The organism is Polaromonas jejuensis NBRC 106434 (genome assembly GCF_001598235.1).
GTDB classification, from domain to species: Bacteria; Pseudomonadota; Gammaproteobacteria; order Burkholderiales; family Burkholderiaceae_C; genus Polaromonas; species Polaromonas jejuensis.
On sequence record NZ_BCYO01000010.1, the window covers coordinates 119,927 to 140,430 of the forward strand.

At 61.9% G+C, this 20,504-nt stretch carries 23 protein-coding genes; 11 read left to right on the plus strand and 12 right to left on the minus strand.

Translation table 11 applies throughout. The annotated features are described in order from the left end of the window. Positions 1 to 13: 13 nt before the first annotated feature. Positions 14 to 1,003 (plus strand): Gfo/Idh/MocA family protein, encoded by a 990-nt coding sequence (locus PJE01S_RS13605; RefSeq protein WP_068834164.1) that lies wholly within the window; start codon positions 14 to 16, stop codon positions 1,001 to 1,003. Between the two features lie 73 nt (positions 1,004 to 1,076). Continuing rightward, the gene (locus PJE01S_RS24525; RefSeq protein WP_084389540.1) at positions 1,077 to 1,469 is read left to right on the plus strand and encodes an HAD family hydrolase; all 393 of its coding nucleotides are present in this window, start codon (positions 1,077 to 1,079) and stop codon (positions 1,467 to 1,469) included. Between the two features lie 45 nt (positions 1,470 to 1,514). Here the strand turns inward: PJE01S_RS24525 and PJE01S_RS13615 are convergent, their stop codons facing one another. The 5 genes from PJE01S_RS13615 to PJE01S_RS13635 form a co-directional block, all read right to left on the minus strand. Beyond that, a complete protein-coding gene (locus PJE01S_RS13615; RefSeq protein ID WP_068834166.1) occupies positions 1,515 to 2,711 on the minus strand; it encodes an ROK family transcriptional regulator in 1,197 nt (398 codons plus the stop codon). Positions 2,712 to 2,802: 91 nt separating this feature from the next. After that, on the minus strand, positions 2,803 to 3,246 hold the full coding sequence (locus PJE01S_RS13620; protein ID WP_068834167.1) for an RbsD/FucU family protein: 444 nt from the start codon (positions 3,244 to 3,246) through the stop codon (positions 2,803 to 2,805). 26 nt (positions 3,247 to 3,272) lie between these two features. After that, on the minus strand, positions 3,273 to 4,064 hold the full coding sequence (locus tag PJE01S_RS13625; RefSeq protein WP_068834168.1) for an ATP-binding cassette domain-containing protein: 792 nt from the start codon (positions 4,062 to 4,064) through the stop codon (positions 3,273 to 3,275). Continuing rightward, the gene (locus tag PJE01S_RS13630; RefSeq protein WP_068834169.1) at positions 4,064 to 5,023 is read right to left on the minus strand and encodes an ABC transporter permease; all 960 of its coding nucleotides are present in this window, start codon (positions 5,021 to 5,023) and stop codon (positions 4,064 to 4,066) included. Before PJE01S_RS13630 ends, PJE01S_RS13625 begins: the two co-directional genes overlap by 1 nt. Positions 5,024 to 5,122: 99 nt before the next feature. Beyond that, positions 5,123 to 6,127 (minus strand): sugar ABC transporter substrate-binding protein, encoded by a 1,005-nt coding sequence (locus tag PJE01S_RS13635; RefSeq protein ID WP_068834170.1) that lies wholly within the window; start codon positions 6,125 to 6,127, stop codon positions 5,123 to 5,125. 222 nt (positions 6,128 to 6,349) lie between these two features. Between PJE01S_RS13635 and PJE01S_RS13640 the strand changes: the two genes are divergently transcribed. The 5 genes from PJE01S_RS13640 (at position 6,350) to PJE01S_RS13655 (ending at position 11,329) form a co-directional block, all read left to right on the plus strand. Beyond that, a complete protein-coding gene (locus PJE01S_RS13640; RefSeq protein ID WP_068834171.1) occupies positions 6,350 to 7,276 on the plus strand; it encodes a carbohydrate kinase family protein in 927 nt (308 codons plus the stop codon). 58 nt (positions 7,277 to 7,334) lie between these two features. Then, positions 7,335 to 8,798, plus strand: coding sequence for a glucose-6-phosphate dehydrogenase (gene zwf / locus PJE01S_RS13645; protein WP_068834172.1), 1,464 nt, complete (start codon positions 7,335 to 7,337; stop codon positions 8,796 to 8,798). Positions 8,799 to 8,802: 4 nt separating this feature from the next. Then, entirely contained in the window at positions 8,803 to 8,955 is a 153-nt protein-coding gene (locus tag PJE01S_RS25170) for a hypothetical protein (RefSeq protein ID WP_157090326.1), read from the plus strand. Positions 8,956 to 9,708: 753 nt separating this feature from the next. Next, complete coding sequence (locus PJE01S_RS13650) at positions 9,709 to 10,761, plus strand: 3'-5' exonuclease (protein WP_068834173.1); 1,053 nt, start codon at positions 9,709 to 9,711, stop codon at positions 10,759 to 10,761. 64 nt (positions 10,762 to 10,825) lie between these two features. Next, entirely contained in the window at positions 10,826 to 11,329 is a 504-nt protein-coding gene (locus PJE01S_RS13655; protein WP_068834199.1) for a hypothetical protein, read from the plus strand. Between the two features lie 39 nt (positions 11,330 to 11,368). Here PJE01S_RS13655 and PJE01S_RS13660 read toward each other — a convergent pair whose 3' ends face one another. Then, on the minus strand, positions 11,369 to 12,601 hold the full coding sequence (locus PJE01S_RS13660; protein ID WP_068834174.1) for a multidrug effflux MFS transporter: 1,233 nt from the start codon (positions 12,599 to 12,601) through the stop codon (positions 11,369 to 11,371). Continuing rightward, complete coding sequence (gene rsmI, locus PJE01S_RS13665) at positions 12,598 to 13,470, minus strand: 16S rRNA (cytidine(1402)-2'-O)-methyltransferase (RefSeq protein ID WP_084389541.1); 873 nt, start codon at positions 13,468 to 13,470, stop codon at positions 12,598 to 12,600. The genes PJE01S_RS13660 and rsmI overlap by 4 nt, the downstream gene beginning before the upstream one ends. Positions 13,471 to 13,520: 50 nt before the next feature. Here rsmI and PJE01S_RS13670 point away from each other — a divergent pair, with 50 nt between their 5' ends. From PJE01S_RS13670 to PJE01S_RS13680, 3 genes are all read left to right on the plus strand, one after another. Next, the gene (locus PJE01S_RS13670; RefSeq protein WP_068834176.1) at positions 13,521 to 13,961 is read left to right on the plus strand and encodes a YraN family protein; all 441 of its coding nucleotides are present in this window, start codon (positions 13,521 to 13,523) and stop codon (positions 13,959 to 13,961) included. Positions 13,962 to 14,104: 143 nt separating this feature from the next. Then, positions 14,105 to 14,704, plus strand: a complete 600-nt coding sequence (locus PJE01S_RS13675; protein ID WP_068834177.1) for a phosphoheptose isomerase — start codon at positions 14,105 to 14,107, stop codon at positions 14,702 to 14,704. Beyond that, complete coding sequence (locus tag PJE01S_RS13680) at positions 14,701 to 15,363, plus strand: BON domain-containing protein (RefSeq protein WP_068834178.1); 663 nt, start codon at positions 14,701 to 14,703, stop codon at positions 15,361 to 15,363. The genes PJE01S_RS13675 and PJE01S_RS13680 overlap by 4 nt, the downstream gene beginning before the upstream one ends. A 70-nt stretch (positions 15,364 to 15,433) precedes the next feature. On the opposite strand, the gene PJE01S_RS13685 is transcribed toward PJE01S_RS13680, so the two are convergent. From PJE01S_RS13685 to PJE01S_RS13695, 3 genes are all read right to left on the minus strand, one after another. Next, the gene (locus tag PJE01S_RS13685; RefSeq protein ID WP_068834179.1) at positions 15,434 to 16,348 is read right to left on the minus strand and encodes an NAD(P)-dependent oxidoreductase; all 915 of its coding nucleotides are present in this window, start codon (positions 16,346 to 16,348) and stop codon (positions 15,434 to 15,436) included. 76 nt (positions 16,349 to 16,424) lie between these two features. After that, positions 16,425 to 17,561, minus strand: a complete 1,137-nt coding sequence (locus tag PJE01S_RS13690; RefSeq protein ID WP_068834180.1) for a PilT/PilU family type 4a pilus ATPase — start codon at positions 17,559 to 17,561, stop codon at positions 16,425 to 16,427. Positions 17,562 to 17,715: 154 nt separating this feature from the next. Further along, positions 17,716 to 18,759 carry a type IV pilus twitching motility protein PilT gene (locus tag PJE01S_RS13695; protein ID WP_068834181.1) on the minus strand — a complete coding sequence of 348 codons (1,044 nt, stop codon included), beginning with the start codon at positions 18,757 to 18,759 and terminating at the stop codon, positions 17,716 to 17,718. A 44-nt stretch (positions 18,760 to 18,803) separates the two neighbouring features. Between PJE01S_RS13695 and PJE01S_RS13700 the strand changes: the two genes are divergently transcribed. Further along, positions 18,804 to 19,538 carry a YggS family pyridoxal phosphate-dependent enzyme gene (locus tag PJE01S_RS13700; protein ID WP_068834182.1) on the plus strand — a complete coding sequence of 245 codons (735 nt, stop codon included), beginning with the start codon at positions 18,804 to 18,806 and terminating at the stop codon, positions 19,536 to 19,538. Between the two features lie 32 nt (positions 19,539 to 19,570). On the opposite strand, the gene PJE01S_RS13705 is transcribed toward PJE01S_RS13700, so the two are convergent. Beyond that, positions 19,571 to 20,047: an Lrp/AsnC ligand binding domain-containing protein gene (locus PJE01S_RS13705; RefSeq protein ID WP_068834183.1), complete on the minus strand. Its 477-nt coding sequence runs from the start codon at positions 20,045 to 20,047 to the stop codon at positions 19,571 to 19,573. A 146-nt stretch (positions 20,048 to 20,193) separates the two neighbouring features. Further along, positions 20,194 to 20,504, minus strand: a 311-nt coding sequence (locus tag PJE01S_RS13710) for an ATP-binding cassette domain-containing protein (protein WP_157090327.1), incomplete at its 5' end; no start/stop codon positions are given.

The window sequence follows — 20,504 nt, forward strand, 5'->3', positions numbered from 1 at the left end:
CGGAGTACATGACATGAAATGGGCCTTTGTCGGAGCGAGCAACATTGCCTCGGAGTGGATGGTGAGCGCCGTGCGCACCGTGGGCGACGAGGTGGTAGCGGTGGTGTCTGGCAACGCCGAGCGCGCGCAAGACTTTGCGCGCCAACACGGCCTGGTACAGGCGCTGTCCGATCAGCGGGCACTGGTTGACCTGGAGGTGGACGCGGTTTATATCTCCAACACCAACGACCGGCACGAGGTCGCTGTGTCGCAGGCCGCGGCCATGGGTTGCCATGTGCTGTGCGAGAAGCCTCTGGCCACCGACCTGGCCGCTGCCCGGCGCATGGTCGCGGCCTGCCAGCTTGCGGGCGTCGTCATGTCCACCAACCACCATCTGCGCCACAACAGTGCCCACCGCCAGATGCGCGACGTGCTGCGCCACCAGGGTTTGGGCCGACTGGTGGCGGCGCGTGTCAGCCATTCGGTGTTCCTGCCCGTCCAGTTGCAGGGCTGGCGGATCGACAACCCCACCGCCGGCGGCGGCGTGGTTATGGACATTGCGGTACACAACGCGGACTCATTGGCCTTTCTGCTGGGTGAATACCCGAGCGAGGTCATGGCCATGACCAGTGCCAGTGGAATGGGCCAGGGGGTGGAGGACAATGCCATGTCGCTCTGGCGCTACCCGAGTGGACTGACCGCCTTCACCCACCAGGGCTTCAACACGCCCCATGCCTCCAATCGGCTGGAGTTGCTGGGGGACCAAGCCAGCCTGGAAGCGCGCGGCGTGCTCAACCAGGCACCAGGTGGCGAGCTGGTTTGGCGCCGTGCCGACGGCAACCTGTCGCTGCGCCTGGACCACGACAACCTGTATGTGCGCGGTCTGCGTGAAATGCACAAGGCGATCGCCGGCGAGCCGAACGACATGGCCAGCGGCGAGGCAGGGGTGAAGTCGCTGGCGGTGGCGCTCGCGGTACTGGAAAGTGCCCAGACTGGCCAGCGCGTGCCGGTGCGTTACGACTGAGGCGGACTCGAACCCTGAACCCCGTGCTCACCCCAGACCTGATTTTTGACTGAACGGCACCATCATCGACTCTATGCCGGTGCACCGGATTACTTGGCGCACTGTTTGGCACCAACCTTCCGCTGAATGTGGCCGAGGCCTCCGTCCACGAAAAGGAAGCGCTGAACCCCTGCCTCTCCATAGACTGAATGGTCTTTTCGAGGCCCCCGTTGGGGGTGGCGAGGGGCTGCCAGGCAAGCCCGACCCTGCAATTTTCTTGGAAGTGGCGCGGCGCATGAACGCCGCGCCGCAAGATTTCCTGGTGTTTGAAGACAGTCCTGAGGGCATTACAGCAGCGGGGCACGCTGGGATGTATGCCGTGGCCCTGCCGACCAGCCACACGGCTGACGAACTGGCCGGGGTCACATGTGATAGTCACGTCGCGGACTACGATGCGGTGCTGACCTCGCCCTTGTGCCTGCGGTGATCAGGTGAGGTGGTCACGGCTGGCCAGTAAGACTGGACGGGCGGCTCAGACCGTGCTTTGCAAGTCCTGCTTGAGGAAAATGTCTTTGTCCGGAAAAAACTGGATGTGCTGGGGCAACAGCGCTCCACCCAGCGCACGGGCGTGGGCACCGACCTGGCCGATCTCCAGCCGGCTGGGGCGCACAATGCCCACCAGGGGGTAGGCCTCCAGTGCCTTGCGGGTTTGCAGCAGTAGCTGCTGCAGAAGGCGGCGTGAAATGGAACCATCGAGCACCACCGCATCCAGGTCGAGCAGCGCCGTGGCGGCGGTGATGGTCATGGCCAGCGCATCGGCCGCGGTCTGCAGCCAGGGTTGGGTCAGCGTGTCATAGGCAGGGTCGGTGATCGCGTCGTCGTGGATCAACTGCGGGGCCAGACCGGCCTGGATTAAAGCCTGCTCCAGCTGCCAACCGGAGGACTTTTCCAGCAACTGCCCTTGGCCATAGCCAGCCCGCGCTATGCCCAAAGGCAGGGAGCCTATAGCCCCGGCGTTGCCGCGTTCACCCGGCAACAAATGACCCGACAGCACCAAGCCGCCGCCCACGAAGGTGCCCACAAATACATACAGAAAGCTGCGCAACTGCTGGCCGTGGCCCTGCAGCAACTCGGCCGTGCAGGCGGCAATCGTGTCTTTGGCGAACACCACGGACAAATCGGTCATGGCCTGCACGCGTTCGCGCAGGTCCACACCATCCCATTTGGCCATTGCGGGGGCGGCTTGTGGCCCCAGCAGGTTGGCCCACTGGTTCATGAACAGCGGCGCCGACAAACCCAGCCCCACCACTCGGGCCCAACGTGCGCCCAATTTCCGGCGCAAGGTTTTGAGCGACGAGGCAATGTGCGGCAACACCTCGTCCGGGTCCGGGTAGTCGTAGTGGAACACGTGCTGGTGGCGGATTTTCCCGACAAAATCCAACACCAACACTTCCATACTGCGTCGCCCCACCTGAACGCCCAAGCTGAACGCGCCTTCGGGGTTGAGCGACACGGGAATCGAGGGTTGGCCGATATTGCCGCGCACCCGATCCTGCTTGATCAGCAGACCGTCATCCAGCAAACGATCGACGATGATGGAGACCGTTTGCGTGGACAGCTGCGTGAGCCGTGCCAGATCGGCCTTGGGGATCGCCCCGTGCAGGCGGATCGCCTGCAACACAATGCGCTCGTTGAACAGGCGCATGCCCTGCTGGTTGGAGCCGCGCATAGTTCGCGCAACGTAAGCGGCGGGTGCTGGGGGCAGTTTCTTGGGGGCTTTCACGCGGGGCAAGGGTAGGGACACTTGAAGCAGAAGTGGATTAGGGCAGGATCACGCCCTTGCAGAGTATCGCATTGCCATAGGCAGTGGCCTCGCCGCTTTGCACGATCAGGCTGGTGCGCTCGATGCGTTCATAAAAGTCAAAACGTTCGATCGACTCGACCTGGTCGGGGCGCAGTGCCTCTGTTTTTTGCACCAGATTGATGAAGGCCGCTTGGGCCGCGGTGGTCTGCCCAACGGGCAGGTCGCCGTGCTGCATGTAGCCGGCTGGCTGCGGCACGTCCAATGCCAGCGGGAACACGGTCAGCAGGGCTTGTGCCACCCGCTCCAAACTGTGGCCGGGCAAGCGCACCACCGGTTTGCCTTTGGCCAGATAGTCGGCGGTGAAGTTGGCATCAACCACCACGACCCATTCGCCATGACCCATGGCGCACAGGTGCATCAGCAGCTCCGGGGTCAACAGAGGATCAATTCCCTTAAGCATGAAGCGCTTTCATGAACGATTGATTTTCAGGCATGGGCTGCCTCCGGCAGATCGTCCGCTGACTTGGCACCGGTCATCACCGCCACTGTGTCACTCATGCTGATGTGCTTGGGATTGACCACGGCAGCGCGTTTGCCCAAGCGGGCAATGTGAATGCGGTCTGCTACTTCAAACACATGCGGCATGTTGTGAGAGATCAATACCACGGGCAGTCCCTTGTCGCGCACGCGGCGGATCAGCTCTAGAACCATGTTGCCCTCCTTGACACCCAGCGCGGCGGTCGGTTCGTCCATGATGACAACATGCTGCGCAAAGGCCGCCGCACGCGCCACGGCAACGCACTGGCGCTGGCCGCCCGAGAGTGTCTCCACCGCCTGGGTCATGGATCGGATGCCGACCTTGAGTTCCTGCATGCGGGAGATGCTTTCCTCGAGCATTTTTTTCTTGTCCAAAACACGCAGGAACTTGCCAAGGAAACCGGGGCGACGCAACTCGCGCCCCAGGAACAAATTCTCGGAAATCGTCATGGCGGGGGCGACGGCCAGGTCCTGGTAAACGGTCTCGATGCCCGAGTGGCGCGCGTCGATCGGGCTCTTGAAATGAATCGGTTTTCCGTCCAGAAAAATCTCGCCCTGGTCGGGAATCGTTGCCCCTGACAGGCATTTGATCAACGACGACTTGCCGGCGCCGTTGTCGCCGATCACGGCCAGAATTTCGCCGGCGCGCAGCTCGAAGTCGGCCCCATCGAGTGCCGTGACCTGGCCGTAACGTTTGATCAGGCCCTTGGCCTGCATCACGATTTGAGGTTGGGCGCTCATTAACGTACTCCTTTGCGAGACATTTGGTCGGTGGCCACAGCAAGAATCACGAGGATGCCGGTGACCAGTATCTGGTAAATGGAGGAGACGCCCATCAACGTCAGTCCGTTCCGAAATACCCCCACGATGAGCGCCCCCACCAAGGTTCCCAACACGACCCCACGTCCACCAAACAGGCTGGTGCCTCCCAGGACGACGGCGGTGATGGCGTCGAGGTTTTCAGTCTGTCCGGCGTTGGGATCGCCAGCACCGGTGCGGGCCACAGACAGCAGCGAGGCAATTCCATAAAGCAGCCCGGCCAGCACATACACACCCAGCAGTACACGATCTGTCGGTATGCCGGTGAGTCGTGTCGCCTCGGGGCTGTTCCCAACGGCATAGATGTGGCGGCCCGATGCCGTTTCACGCAGCCAGGCCCAGGTTACCAGGTAGAGGCCCAGCATCAGCGCCACACCATAGGCAATGGAGGTATTGCCAAACCTGAGTGTGTTGCCCAGGAAGGTCATGCTGTCGGGAATATCGGTCACGGTCCGCGACTGGGAATACAGCTGCGTGATCGCAAACGCGATGTTGAGCGTGCCCAGCGTCACGATGAAGGGCGGCAGCTTGATGCGTGTCACCAGCAGACCATTGAGCAGGCCGAAAAGGGTGGTTACCGCGATGCCGCAGGCGACGGCCAAGGGCGCGGGCAGTCCGAAGTCGGCTGCGAACTTGGTCATCACAATACCGCCCAATGCCATGACCATGCCGCACGACAGGTCAATGCCCGCAGTGAGGATGATCAGCGTTTGTCCAATGGCGATCACGCCCACGACCATGACCTGCTGCAGGATGAGTGAAAAATTCTGCGCCGACAAAAATCGGTCACTCTGGGTCGCAAAAAAGAAGCAGGCCAGCAGCAGGGCAATGAAAGGCCCCAGTGTGGCCAGGGGAGGGAGTTTGAAGGAATGCGTGTTCATGTTGAAGGCCTGGTTTGTTTTGCCGGGGTGCAGAAATTTGCACGGCCTGGCCCGTCAGGTGACGGGCCAGGGGCAGTTGCTACAGCTTGATGGAGCCGCCTATTTTTTTCCCCAGCATAGATCGGTGCCTGTTTTGACGTCCTTGCTGTCCACGCCGGGCATGGCTTTGGCGGCAATCAGGGTGACGCCGGTATCGGTGTAGCCGCTGACCTTCTTGCCGGACTTGGCGTACTCCACGCCGGCGGCAACGCCCATGGAGGCCATCTTGAGGGGGTACTGCTGCGAGGTTGCAGTGATGACGCCTGCACCTACGTCCCTGATGCCAGCGCAGCCGCCATCCACCGACACGATGACCACGTCTTTCTCCTTGCCGGCAGCCTTTAAGGCCTTGTAGGCACCGGCGGCGGCGGGTTCATTGATGGTGTAGACGAGGTTGATGCCGGGATTCTTTTGCAGGCAGTTTTCCATGGCGGTCTGGCTCTTGGCCGCATCGCCAAAGCTGTCGGCCATGCAGACCACTTCAGCCGGTTTGGCCAGGTCGTTGTTCTTGGCGTCCAGCGATTGCAGACCATAGCCCCGCAGGAAGCCGTTGTGGCGCTGGGCGCCCACCGGGTGGCCAGGGAGCAGATCCATCGTGGCGATCACGGGATTCTTGCCACCGAGGGCTGCTTTGGCGTATTGACCGATCAGCTGGCCGGCTTTGTAGTTGTCGGTGGCAAACACGGCATCTACGGCAGTTGCCGGGTCGGTGGGGCTGTCCAGGGCAATGACCATCACGCCTTGACCTTGGGCTTTCTTGATGGCGGGAATGATGGCCCTGGCATCGCTGGGTGTGATCAGGATTGTCTTGGCACCTGCCGCAATCATGTTTTCGATGGCAGTAATCTGCCCGGCGTTGTCACCGTCGGTTTTGCCGGAGCCGCTGATCACGGTGGCACCCAGTTTCCTGGCCTCGGCTTCAGCGCCCTCTTTCATCTTCACAAAGAAGGGGTTGCTGTCGGTCTTGGTGATCAGGCCGATCACGGGCCCGGCCGCGAAGGCCGTCGATACAGCGGCCACGGAAGCGGCAATCAGGCCCAAGCGAATCGTCGTGTTAATAGTCATTTGTACTCCTTATCAATGAATCGATAGTGGGTCCGATCGATAGGTCGAACGGAGTTGGCCGACAAGCCAATCTCACCGCTTGCCGGTGAGGTAGTTTCCTGGGTCAGAGAAATTAAATCAATAGGATTTATTTAGTGTTTTCCCTAATAAACCTAACCTGCAGTTGCAGCGACACTCGCTGCCACGCACCACCGCTCCCGGCCTGTTTGAGAAGGAATTTGCATGCGCCCTCCGATTCTGATTTTGGGTGAAGCGCTGATGGACTGCATCAGCCAAGCCGATGGCACCCTGCTGCCATTGATGGGCGGAAGCCCTTTCAACCTGGCCCGCGCCGCAGCGCTACAAGGCGGCAACGTGGGTTACCTGTCACCGTTTTCGACCGACACATTCGGTCAGCAACTGAAGGCGCAATCGCTGGCCGATGGCGTACGCACCCTAAGCCCCGACAGCACGCGCCCAACAGCGCTGGCCGTGGTCACCGTGCGCGATGGCCAACCCAGTTACGGGTTTTACCGCGAGGGCGTTGCGGACCGCGACTACCAGCCCGACGCCCTGCTTCAATTGCTCAGCCAGATGGAGCCCGGGGTGTTGCACACGGGTTCGCTCATGCTGGTGCCCCCGGAGCACCTGAAAGTCCTACAGGTTCTGGAGGGCGCCAAAGCCCTGGGTTGGACCGTCAGCATTGACGTCAATCTGCGCCCCAAGACGGCAGAAAACCTGGCCGAATATTGCGCTGCCGTGATGCAAGCGGTGGACCTGGCCGATTGGGTCAAGGCCAGCGAGGAAGACCTTCACGCACTGGGATTTGCCGAGGCTCGCCTTGAGACCGCTGCCGACGTTCGCCATCGATTTGCCAAACCCTCCAACAAGCACATCGCATTCACCTTTGGCGCAGAAGGTGCCTACCTGTGGATCAACGGCCAGGAAACCAGGGCAAAAGCCCCACGGGTCGATGTGGTGGACACCGTCGGCGCTGGAGACACATTCTGGGGTTCCTGCCTGGTCGACTGGAGTGATGCCGGTACAGATGCCGCACAACGCATCGTAGCCACCTTGAATCGAGCGATGACGGCGGCTGCAATCAATTGCAGCCGCAAGGGGTGTCAGCCACCCAAGCTCGAAGAGCTGTCTTTGGAGACCGACTTGTAACCCAATTACGGTTTTCAGTACTTTCGGCGACATAGTTACATCACCTGGCAACAAGCAAATGAACGCAACAGTCACTCCTCCCCTGGACATAGTCATCTTTGGCGGTGCCGGCGATCTATCCTGGCGCAAACTTTTGCCCGCACTCTTTATGGCCCACTTGCATGGACGACTGGTCGATGACTGCAGGATCATTGGCGTAGGCAGGCACGAGTGGGGTCGAGAACAGTATGTGTCATTCATCGACAAGACATCCCGCGCTCATGTGGACGTTGAAGCACTTCAACCGGAGGCCTGGAAAAGCTTCCTGGAACGACTGGACTTCGTCAGCCTGGATGCCACGGTTGCCGACGGTTACCGCAAGCTCAGCGCTGCCTGCCAGGAGGGCTCCATCAAGGTTTTCTACCTGGCCACTTCCCCCAGCATATTCACTGACATTGCCCACCACCTCAACACAACCGGACTTATCGATGCCCAGTCACGGGTCGTGTTGGAAAAACCGCTTGGCCACGATCTGACATCGGCGCAGGCCATCAACGAAGCCGTCGCCCGCCACTTTAAGGAAAGCCAGATTTACCGTATCGACCACTACCTGGGAAAAGAGACGGTTCAAAACCTGATGGTGTTGCGCTTTGGCAATGCAATTTATGAACCCTTGTGGCGCGCGCCCTACATCAAAAGCGTGCAGATCACAGTGGCCGAAACGGTCGGGGTGGGTACACGCGCTGGCTTTTATGACCACACGGGCGCCATGCGCGACATGGTGCAAAACCATCTGCTGCAGCTTCTGTGCATCGTGGCAATGGAACCACCGATATCTCTCGACCCGGATGATGTCCGTGACGAGAAACTCAAGGTCTTGCGCTCTTTGCGCAAGTTGGATCTGTCGGACCTCCGGCGCGACACGGTCTGTGGCCAGTACACCGAAGGCGTGGTAGATGGCGAACGTGTCAAAGGCTACATGCAAGAGGCAGATATGCCTCAGATGAGCCAGACGGAAACCTTCGTCGCTATCAGGGCACAAGTCAACAACTCACGCTGGGCTGGTGTCCCCTTCTTTTTGCGCACTGGCAAACGCATGCAAAAACGTCGCTCGGAAATCATCATTGAGTTTTCCGATCCGCCGTTTTCCATCTTTTCTGGCCAGCTCGCCGCATCTCACCCCAACCGCTTGATCATCACCTTGCAACCGGAAGAGTCGATCCAGCTGCAAATGATGGCCAAGGAACCGGGGTCAGGAATGAAGATGCAGCCGGTTTTCTTGAACCTGGACCTTCAGTCAGCGTTCACCGAACGTCGAGCCGAAGCATACGAACGCTTGTTGATTGATGTCATCAAAGGGCGCCTGACCCATTTCATGCGACGCGACGAATTGGAGGCGGCGTGGAAATGGGCAGATCCCATTTTGCAAGGTTGGAAACAGCTCAACGACAAACCCAAGTCTTACCCCGCTGGCAGTTGGGGGCCTGCGGCATCGTCGACCCTGGTTGCGAGAGAAAACGCTGTGTGGGCAGAGGCTGGGTAAAATCATGTCCGCGGCCGCTTTGCGCCCTGCCGGGATGCATGTTTCTGATAACTGGGTCGTTCGCTTCAACAACGACAAGGATGCGCAAGCACAAGACCTCGCCCAAGAATTGGCCATCCAGTTACAGGTAGCGGTGGCCACGCGCGGGCATCCGTGAGACTCGTGTACTACTTACGGCAAAACGTCGAATCGATGGTTCTTCGGCAAAGACATCGGCGCCTTGGAGACGGCCTGCTGCGAGACCCCGCAGCGCTTGGTATCCGTCATAAAGGGAAAGGGGCGCTTGGCCGGGTCATCTGGTTGGATACCCTGCAACCTGCAGTCACCATAAATTCATTGCCGTTGCTCAAGGCCGCGCGCAAATCCCAGCGTCTGAATGACTCCGCTCTCCTTATAATCTAAGGGACGGGGCGCTTTTCCAGCGCCTCTAGCCTCTTATTGACGTTTCCCGCTGGATTCTATTGTGGCGCCCGGCCAATCCGCGGCACAGATATGCTTCCAAAAGCGGCACGTTTATGCCTCCAGGGACACATGACTTGTGGATTCCGGCAATTAATGAGAATGAGCGTTTGTGCAGGAAGTGCCGGAAATCTTAGGCGCTCGTTAAGTTGTAAGCGGACGCGAAAATCGATATTCAGCCGCGTGCGTCCGCAAGTTCTGCGCCGGCAATCCGCGATGGATTGCAATCTGTTTGCCATATTCACTGCGCGTTGCACGCTCGGCGTTGGTTCATCCAAAAAATTCCGGCAGAAGCGCTCAATTCATGCCAGCACCACGCGCACCTGTCGGCCGCCTGGCTACTACGGACGCATTGCCGGTCGGTGGACGTGCCGTGCGGCTGTCGGAAACATTCAGAGGGCGACGGGTTTTCAAATCCGCTGTTCGCATAAGACGTAAGGAATAGATAAAAATGACAACCGAACAACTAAGCCTGGGCTTTGATGAGTCCGCTTTCGCGCCTTCGCCAGCAGCACCCTCCAAATTGCGCAAAGCAAAAACAGCCCGTGTCACGCCGGCGCTTCGTGCCGCCGCACCGCCAGACCTGAATGCCTTGGCGCGTGAACTCGAGCAACATCCTGACTACCGCGTGCTCAGGCGCCTGGTGCCATCAACACAGTTTGATCATCAGCCATTGGGCCCGGTCGCCCGGGTCGTCATACTCGACACCGAAACCACGGGGCTGGACCATTCCCGCGACAAGATCATTGAACTCGCGCTGGTTCGGGTTCACATCGATAGGCAAACCGGGCAAGCGACCGGGCCCGTCGAGGTGTACGACGGTTTGCAGGACCCTGGCATGCCCATCCCGAAAATGGCGCGGGAAATCACCGGCATTACCGACGCAATGGTCGCCGGCCAGCAATTGGACGAGGCGCGCATTGCCAGTCTGCTGGAAGGGGCGGACCTTGTCATTGCCCACAACGCCGGTTTTGACCGTCCTTTCGTGGAGGCGCGTCTTCCCCAAACGGCCGCTCTGGATTGGGCCTGCTCATTTGCAGACATCGACTGGGCCGCTGCAGGGCGCAGCTCGGCCAAGCTCAGTGCGCTGGCTTCGGAACTGGGCTGGTTTTACGACGCGCACCGTGCTGAAATGGACTGCCATGCGCTCCTGGCGGTGCTGATGGCTGAACTGCCCGACCTGGGGCAGAACGGCCTGGCGCACCTGATCAGCTCTGCCCAGGCACCGAGCTACCGCCTGCAGGCTACCGGCGCGCCTTTCGAGGCCAAAGACCTGCTCAAAGCCCGGGGCTATCGCTGGGACGGACAAGGCAAGGTCTGGCACACGCGACTGGGCGGCGAGGCGGCCTTGCAGGCGGAATGTGCATGGCTCAAGGAGGCGGTGTACGGCGGGCGCACTGCGCGGCTTCAATGGGAGCGACACGATGCGAAAAGCCGCTACTCGACCCGCTCGGGGGTTGCCGGCTGGGCCGATTTACGGGATCAAAGCCCGGCCCTGATCTGAACCGGGAACGTTAAGGCGTGCGGGGGATCGAATGGTCCAGATCAATCGATTCCAGGAGTGCGCCATGAAGGTCTTTAAAACGGTTTCAAGCCTTGCTGCTGCCGTATTGCTCATGGCCGGCTGTGCCTTCAACGCGGTGCAGCCTGGCATGTCTCGCGAGGAAGTCATTGCCCATAGCGGGGCGCCTACACGGACAGTGCCCTTGAGTTCGGGAACGCGGCTCCAGTACTCGGGCCAGCCTGCGGGGCAATGGGCAGTGATGGTGGACCTGGATACGGCCGGCAAGGTGGTCTCGGTCCGGCAAGTTCTGAACCCCCGTGAATTTGCGAGAGTCGAGCCCGGCAAGTGGACGCGTGAGGACATGGAGCGCGAGTTTGGCCGGCCGGCAATCATCGATCATGTGGCTTCGTGGCCGGGTGACATCATGACCTACCGCTGGCTCGAAAACTACAGCCAGGGCATGTTCTTCTGGGCCTATCTGGATGACCACAATGTGGTTCAGCGCACCGGGCAAGGCATGGAGTTCCCCGTGGAGTCCCCCATGAGGTTGATGAGGAAGGTCAGGTAGCCGCTTTAGTTTAGTACAGCGTTCGGCCCGTCTGCTGCCCTATCCCCTTGATACCGTTCGGCCAATTTCCGGCCAGCGATGGTGCAAGTACACCCAGGCCACCAGTCCGATGCACATCATGCCCAGCGACACGGCAGCCATTGCCGGGGTGGAGTGCATCACCAGCGGCGCGATGACGCCAGCGACGATCCCGTTGGCGGTCGAGCCGATGAAGGCTTGCAGGGAAGACGCCATGCCGCGCCGCTCCGGGTAAAGGTCCAGCACCAGCAGCGTGACCACCGGCACCATCAAGGCCCAGCCAAAAGCGAACACGGCGATCGGGAAAAGCGCCCAGGAGGCGTGCGGCGCGAACAGCAGGTTGGCGGTCAGGTTGAGCAGCGAGACGAGCAGCATGACGACAAATCCATGGCGGATCTGTTGCTTGGGCGGGATTTTGCCGGCCAGGCGGCCGCTCAGCCAGGCGCCGGACATGATGCCGGAAATGGTGAGCACGAAAAACCAGAAAAATTGGGTAGGCTGCAAAGACAGGTGTATTCCCAGAAAGGCCGGAGCCGACAGCACGTAAAGAAACATGCCGTTGAAGGGCACGCCGCTGGCCAGCGCCAGCAGCAAAAAACGCGGGCTGGAGCCCAGTTGCCAGTAGCCGCGCATCAGGTGCCCGACCGCAAAAGGCTGACGCTCCTGGCGCGGCAGCGTTTCGGGCAAAAAGCGGTGGTTGGTGGCCCAGAGCACCGCGCCGACCGCGGTCAAAAACCAGAAAATGCTGTGCCAGCCGAGGTTCACAAACAGCCAGCCGCCCACGATCGGAGCCAAAGCCGGCGCCACGCCGAAGTAAATGGTCACCTGACTCATGACCTGCTGGGCCTGCGCCGGCGGGTACATGTCGCGGATCACGGCGCGCGAGACCACGATTCCGGCGCCTGTCGAGAGTCCCTGCAGCGCCCTGAAAAAGACCAGTTGCCCGATGCTTTGCGACAAGGCGCAGCCGGCCGATGCCAGCGTGAACACGGCGATGCCCCATAACACCACGGGCCGGCGGCCAAAGCTGTCGGCCAGGGCGCCGTGGAACAGGTTCATGAAGGCAAAGCCAAACAGGTAGGCCGACAGCGTCTGCTGCATTTCCACGGGCGTGGCGCCCAGTGAACGGGCCATGCCGGAAAATGCCGGGATGTAGGTGTCGATTGAAAATGGCCCCAGCATGCCGAGGATGGCCAGCAGGGCGGCGAGCGTCCAGCGCGGACCGTGCCAGAGTTGGTCGGCGTTGGGGTTCATTCGTTTTTCAATTTCAGGGCCGTTTCATAGAGTTCATTGCGCGGCGCGCCGGTGATTTCGGCGGCGACCTTCACCGCGGTTTTCAGGGGCAGTTCGGCCAGCAGCAGTTGCAGCACCCGCGTGCTGTCCTCCGGCGTTTCCAGGGGGCCGGATGCATGCAGTACCAGCGCGAACTCACCGCGCGTGCGCTGGGGGCTGGCGGCCAGCCAGGCGGCCAGTTCCTGCGCGGGAATGGTCGCGATTTCCTCGAATTGCTTGGTCAGCTCACGGCCCACGGTGACCAGCCGGCCCTGCAGCACGGCCATGGCGCGTGCCAGCGCTTCAATGCGATGCGGTGCCTCAAGAATCACGGTGGCCCGCGTATCGCCGCGCAAGGCCCGGATGGCCTGGTCGCGCTCACCGGCCTTGCTGGGCAAAAAACCGGCAAATACAAAGCCGGTGCCGCTGTCTGTGCTGCCTTCGGCGCGGGTTACGCCGGCGGCGCTCAGCACGGTGGTCACGCTGCTGGCGCCCGGCAGCGGCATGACCGTCAGCCCTGCGGCCCGAACCGCAGCGACCAGCCGCGCGCCGGGGTCGCTCACGGCGGGCGTGCCGGCATCGCTGACATAAGCCACGCGCTCGCCGCGCTGCAGCCGCTCCACGACCAGTCCGGCCGCTTCGGCTTCGTTGTGCTGGTGCACGGCCAGCAGCGGTTTCGCTGCGCCGGTTTCTATGCCATATTGGCGCAGCAGGGGTTGCGAGTGACGCTTGTCCTCGCAGGCGATGGCGTTCACCAGCTGCAGCACATGCAGGGCGCGCAGGCTGATGTCGGCCAGGTTGCCTATGGGGGTGGCCACGACATACAGCGTGCTTTCCGGATAATGCTGCATGCCCGCTGCGGCGCGTGCCGCATCCAGTGCCAAGTCGAAAGAAGCGTTCAATGTGGTTTTCCAGAAAACAGGTGGCCAAATCGCCGCCGCCGGGCGCCGTAGAAGGCGCCCCAGCGCTGCCCGGGCAGGTTACCACCAAGTCGCGGGGTGATGCGGCCGAGGCTGCGGCGCGCGACCATCTGGTCCGCGGCGGATTGAAATTGATGGAGGCCAATTATCGGACGCCGGGGCGCGGCGGCGGCGAGATTGACCTGATCATGCGTGCGCCCGACGGCACTCTGGTGTTTGTCGAGGTCCGCCAGCGATCGGGGGGCTCGCACGGTGGTGCCGCCGCCAGTATCAGCACCGTCAAGCAGCGGCGCATTATTTTTGCGGCGCAGCACTACCTGTTGCGTTTTGCCAGCCCGCCGCCTTGCCGCTTTGATGTGGTGTTGGTACAGGGGCAGGGGGCCGGCATCGAGTGGTTGCCCGCTGCATTTGATGCTTCCTGATGTTCGGGCCTGGCCTACATGTCTGCGGCGAATCCCGGGGTGACGTGCTTGTGGCGGCTGATTTTGTAACCGTCCATTGCCCTGAGCCCGCCAGAAGCCCCCGGTGGCGAGGACCCTCCCCATGACCCGCTATCATTGATAGCATGCTTGAACAACGTATCGAACAACAGTTCATCGATAGCGCCGACCTTAAATACCAGGCGGCGCATATTCTGTCCAAACCGATTGCGGCGGCGGTGCAGGCCATTCTGACCAGCGTCACCAGCGGTGGCAAGGTGCTGGCCTGCGGCAACGGTGGCTCGGCGGCAGACGCCCAGCATTTCGCCGCCGAATTCGTGGGCCGCTATGAACGCGAACGGCCCGAGCTTGGCGCGATTGCCCTGACCACGGACAGCTCCATCCTCACGGCCATTGCCAATGATTACGATTTCAACGTGATTTTTTCCAAGCAGGTCCGTGCGCTGGGCGGCGCTGGCGACGTGCTGCTGGCCATCAGCACCAGTGGCAACTCGGCCAACGTGCTGGCGGCCATTGAGGCCGCCCATGAGCGCGAGATGACGGTGGTGGCCTTGACTGGCCGGGGCGGCGGCAAGATGACCCAGGCCTTGCGCGAAACCGATGTGCATATTTGCGTGCCCCATGAGCGAACCGCGCGCATCCAGGAAGTACATCTTCTCGTCCTGCACTGCATTTGTGACGGTGTGGACACCCAGTTACTTGGCGATCAGGAGCCCTCGGTATGAAATATGTTGTGATGAAACGGCTGACTCTGGCTGGGTGTGTCGTGGCCGCGTTGGCCGGGACCTTGAGCGCCTGCGTGCCGCTCGTGGTGGGGGGCGCCGCGGCGGGAACCGCACTGGTCGCGACCGACCGCCGCACCTCGGGTGCGCAGCTGGAGGACGAAGGCATCGAGCTGCGTGCCAAAAACCGAATTGACAGCAACCTCGGCACGCGCGTGCGCGTGCGCGTCAACAGCTACAACCGGCAGGTGTTGTTGACCGGCGAAGTGCCCAATCTGCAGGACAAGCAGCTGGTGGAACAGGTGGTGTCGCGGGTGGAGAATGTGGTGTCCGTGGTCAATGAGCTGGCGGTCCTGGACAGTCCGTCGCTGATGGAGCGCTCCTCGGATCTTCTGGTCACCGGGCGCGTCAAGGCCATGCTGGTCGATGCGCGGGATCTGTCTTCCAATGCCTTTAAGGTCGTCACCGAACGCGGTACGACCTACCTGATGGGGCGCGTGACCCAGCGCGAAGCGGACCGGGCTACCGAAGTGGTGCGGGCCACGCCTGGCGTGCAAAAAGTCGTCCGCATCTTCGAGATCATCAGCGAGGATGAGCTGGCGCGCATGCTGCCGGCACCGGACAAATCACAACCCGCGACCAGCAAGCCCGCCGGGGGTTGATGCGCCCGATGGCCGACGTGTGGCCGTGCCGCCGGGTTTGGCCGGCGCAGGCCACATCGCCGGGTGATTTTTATTTGAGGCGCTTGATCAGGCTGGAGGTGTCCCAGCGCTGACCGCCCATGGCCTGCACATCGGCGTAGAACTGGTCCACCAGCGCCGTGACCGGCAGCCGGGCGCCATTGCGCTTGGCCTCGTCCAGTACCAGCCCCAAATCCTTGCGCATCCAGTCGACGGCAAAGCCGAAATTGAATTGATCGGCCGCCATGGTCTTGCCGCGGTTGTCGAGCTGCCAGCTTTGCGCGGCGCCCTTGCCAATGACATCCAGCACCTGGGTCATGTCCAGCCCGGCTTTTTGGCCAAAGGCCACGGCTTCGCTCAGGCCCTGTACCAGGCCGGCAATGCAGATCTGGTTGACCATCTTGGTGAGCTGGCCGGCGCCGGCCTCGCCCATCAGCGTGAAGGCCTTTGAAAAAGCCATGCCGGCCGGTTTGACGGCCTCGAAAGCCGCCGCGTCGCCGCCGCACATGACGGTGAGGGCGCCGTTCTGGGCGCCAGCCTGGCCGCCCGAGACCGGCGCATCCATGAATTGCAGGCCGAGGTTTTTCGCCGCGGCATAGAGTTCGCGGGCCACGTTGGCCGAGGCGGTGGTGTGGTCGACAAAGATGGCGCCTGGCTTCATGCCTGCGAACGCACCATCGGCACCCAGGGTGACCGATCGCAGGTCATCGTCGTTGCCGACGCAGCAAAACACGATGTCCGCACCGGCCGCGGCCAGACGTGGCGACTCGGCACGCGCCGGTTGGGTCGCGGCCGCAAACTCGGCGCACCAGGCCGCCGATTTGGCCGGGCTGCGGTTGTAAACCGTGACCTGATGACCGGCCAATGCCAGATGGCCGGCCATGGGGTAGCCCATGACACCGAGGCCCAGAAAGGCGACTTTGCGCGGGGTGGAGGCTTCGTAGGTTTTGGGGTGGGTGCTGGTCATCGGGTCAGGCTCGTGAAGTGATCGACGGTGAAATAAACGTTCAGGGGGGCGGGGCCGGCCAGGCGCCCCTGCCCGGCTAAACAATGGCGAAATGCTCCGTGCCGGCGGCCAGGTCGGTGGACTTGGCGCGCTGCGAATTGAGCTTGATCTGCAGGCGCAGGTCGTTCACCGAGTCGGCATTGCGCAAGGCGTCTTCGTAGGTGATTTGATGGCTTTCGAAGGCGTCAAACAGCGCCTGGTCGAAGGTCTGCATGCCAAGGTTGCGGCTTTTCTTCATGATCTCCTTGATTTCGGAGACCTCGCCCTTGAAGATCAGGTCGGAAATCAGCGGCGAATTGAGCATGACTTCGACGGCCGCATAGCGGCCCTTGCCGTCCTGCTTGGGCACCAGCCGCTGCGACACCATGGCCTTGAGGTTGAGTGACAAATCCATCAGCAACTGGCTGCGGCGATCCTCGGGGAAGAAATTGATCACGCGGTCCAGCGCCTGGTTGGCGCTGTTGGCATGCAGGGTGGCCAGGCACAAATGCCCGGTTTCGGCAAAGGCGAGCGCATGCTCCATGGTCTCGCGGTCGCGGATCTCGCCCATCAGAATCACGTCAGGCGCCTGGCGCAGGGTGTTTTTCAGCGCGGCTTCCCAGCTGTCGGTGTCCAGCCCCACTTCGCGCTGCGTGATCACGCAGTTCTTGTGCGCGTGGACAAATTCCACCGGGTCTTCAATCGTGATGATGTGGCCAAACGATTGCTCATTGCGCCAGTCCACCATGGCCGCCAGCGTGGTGGACTTGCCCGAACCGGTCGCGCCCACAATAATCGTCAGCCCCCGCTTGGTCATCACCACGTCCTTGAGCACCTGGGGCACACCCAGGCCGTCAATCGTGGGCAGCACGGCAGGAATCACGCGCATCACCATGCCGACCTTGCCCTGCTGTATGAAGGCATTGACACGAAAGCGGCCCACGCCCGGCGGCGAGATGGCGAAATTGCATTCCTTGGTGCGTTCAAACTCGGCGGCCTGCTTGTCATTCATGATGGCGCGCGCCAGCGCCAGCGTGTGGCCGGCATTGAGCGGCTGGGGCGACACCTTGGTGACCTTGCCGTCGACCTTCATGGCCGGCGGAAAGTCACCGGTGATGAACAGGTCGCTGCCGTTGCGACTGACCATCAGCTTGAGCAGGTCGTTGATGAATTTACTGGCCTGGTCGCGCTCCATGAGAGCACCTCCTGTTAAATAGTTTCGGTGACAAGCGCAGGCGCCATGGTTTTTCCGCCGGGCCGCCCCAGGGAAAAATGCGCCCCGTGGGTGAGGAAAGGGGCAGCGCGCCGTAGGCTCGAAGTGACAAGCGTGGGGGCCATATCTAGCCGGTCTAGCCTGGGAAGTTTTCCGGAATCTTGGCCTTGCTGCGCGCTTCGCCGGGGGAAATCACATTGCGCTTGACCAGCTCGGTCAGGTTCTGGTCCAGGGTCTGCATGCCCACGCTGTTGCCGGTCTGGATGGAGGAGTACATCTGCGCCACCTTGGCTTCGCGGATCAGGTTGCGGATGGCGCTGGTGCCCAGCATGATTTCGTGCGCCGCCACCCGGCCCGCGCCGTCCTTGGTCTTGCACAGCGTCTGCGAAATCACGGCTTGCAGCGATTCCGACAGCATGGCGCGGATCATTTCCTTTTCTTCGGCCGGGAACACGTCAATGATCCGGTCCACCGTCTTGGCCGCGCTGGAGGTGTGAAGCGTGCCAAAGACCAGGTGGCCGGTTTCGGCGGCCGACATGGCCAGGCGAATGGTCTCCAGGTCGCGCATCTCGCCCACCAGGATGGCATCCGGGTCTTCGCGCAACGCCGACTTTAGCGCGGCGTTGAAGCTCAGCGTGTGCGGGCCGACCTCGCGCTGGTTGATCAGGCACTTCTTGGATTCGTGCACAAACTCGATCGGGTCTTCCACCGTCAGGATGTGGCCGTACTCGGTTTCATTCAGGTAGTTGACCATGGCGGCCAGCGTGGTGGACTTGCCCGAGCCGGTCGGGCCGGTCACCAGCACCATGCCGCGCGGCTTGAGCGCCAGGTCGCCAAAAATCTTCGGTGCGCCCAGCTGCTCCAGCGTCAGGATCTTGGAGGGAATGGTCCGCAGCACCGCGCCGGCGCCGCGGTTCTGGTTGAAGGCATTGACGCGAAAGCGCGCCAGGCCGTCGATCTCAAACGAGAAATCAACCTCCAGAAACTCTTCATAGGTTTTGCGCTGGGTGTCGTTCATGATGTCGTACACCATGGCATGCACCTGCTTGTGGTCCAGCGGATCGATGTTGATGCGCCGCACGTCGCCATGGACCCGGATCATGGGCGGCAAGCCAGCCGACAAGTGCAGGTCGGACGCCTTGTTTTTGACGCTAAAGGCCAGCAGCTGCGTAATGTCCATCCCGGGCAATCCTTGGAAGTTGAAACTGAGTTTACAGTTGGATTATGACCACGATTGTGCGCAACCTCCAACTCCTCCGTGACCGTATCACTACGGCCTGCTTTGCCGCCGGACGCGACCCCGCCAGCGTGCGTTTGCTGGCGGTCTCCAAAACTTTTCCCGCTGAAGCAGTGATCGACGCGATGGCCGATGGCCAGCGCGCGTTTGGTGAGAACTACATCGCCGAAGGCGTGGAGAAAATCCTCGCGCTGCGCGCCTGGCAAGACGGGAAAGACCCGGAAGAGGCGCAGGCCGCTGCCGCAAGCCCGTTGGAGTGGCATTGCATCGGACCGGTGCAAAGCAACAAGACCCGTTTGGTGGCCGAGCACTTCGACTGGGTGCAGTCGGTGGACCGGCTGAAAATTGCCCAGCGCCTGAACGAGCAGCGCCCCCCCCATTTGCCGCCGCTGCAAATCTGCCTGCAGGTCAATGTGGATGGCGGCGCCAACAAGTCGGGGCTGGCCCCGGCCGACGTGCTGGCGCTGGCGCGCGAGCTCGTGCAACTGCCGCGCCTGCGTTTGCGCGGCCTGATGGCGATCCCTGAGCCTGCTCCTGATTTTGTAGCTGCCTGCGCAGTCCACGCCAGGACAAAAGCCCTGTTTGATGAGGTAAATGCCGCGGGCGACTTGCCCGTGGCCATGGACACCCTGTCGATGGGCATGACGGCCGACCTGGAGGCCGCCATCCAGGCCGGCAGTACCATGGTGCGCGTGGGCACGGCCATATTTGGCGCCAGATAGGGCCCCACGCTTTTGGCTGCGCCCCGCCCTGTTCAAACACCCAGCGGCAGCCGCGTGGTGTTTTTCACCTCTTCCATCACCGCATAGGTGCGGGTTTCGCGCACGCCGGGCAGCTGCCACAGCACGGTGCCGGCAAATGCGCGGTAGGCGGCCATGTCGGCCATGCGGGTCTTGAGCAGGTAGTCAAAGCCGCCGGCCACCATGTGGCACTCCATGATTTCGGGGTAGACCTGTACCGATGCCTTGAAAGCTTCAAACACATTGGGCGTGGTACGGTCCAGCAGCACTTCCACGAACACCATCATCCCGGCACCCAGCTTGAGCGGATTCAGCCGTGCTTCGTAGCCCAGTATGTAGCCATCCCGCGTCAGCCGTTGTACCCGGGCCAGAACGGCGGTGGGCGACAGGGCCACGCTCTCGGCCAGCTTGAGGTTGGAGACGCGACCATCCTCTTGCAGGCTGCTCAGGATTTTGAGGTCAATGCGGTCGAGAGTGGCAGAAGGTTGCATGGAGAATGCCAGCTTGCGGGGGCCTCAGTGTAGCCTCGCCGCGGCGTTGACGGCTGGCCTTTTCGCGCGCGCAGGCGGCGTGCGGAAGCCGGCATCCCTGCTGTGCAGCAGAGGTGCCGGCTCCGGACTCTGCGACGCCGCCGGCGCTACAAGACGCTGCTGAGGAACCTGCAGGTACGCTCCTCCCGGGGCCGGTCAAAGATGTCGGCGGGCGAGCCTTCCTCGACCACCAGGCCCTCGTCGATGAACAGCACGCGGTCGGCGACCTGACGCGCAAAGCCCATCTCGTGGGTCACCACCACCATGGTCATGCCTTCCTCGGCCAGCGCTTGCATCACCGCCAGCACCTCGCCGACCATCTCCGGGTCCAGCGCCGAGGTCGGCTCGTCAAACAGCATGATGCGCGGCTGCATCGCCAGCGCCCGGGCAATCGCCACGCGCTGCTGCTGCCCGCCCG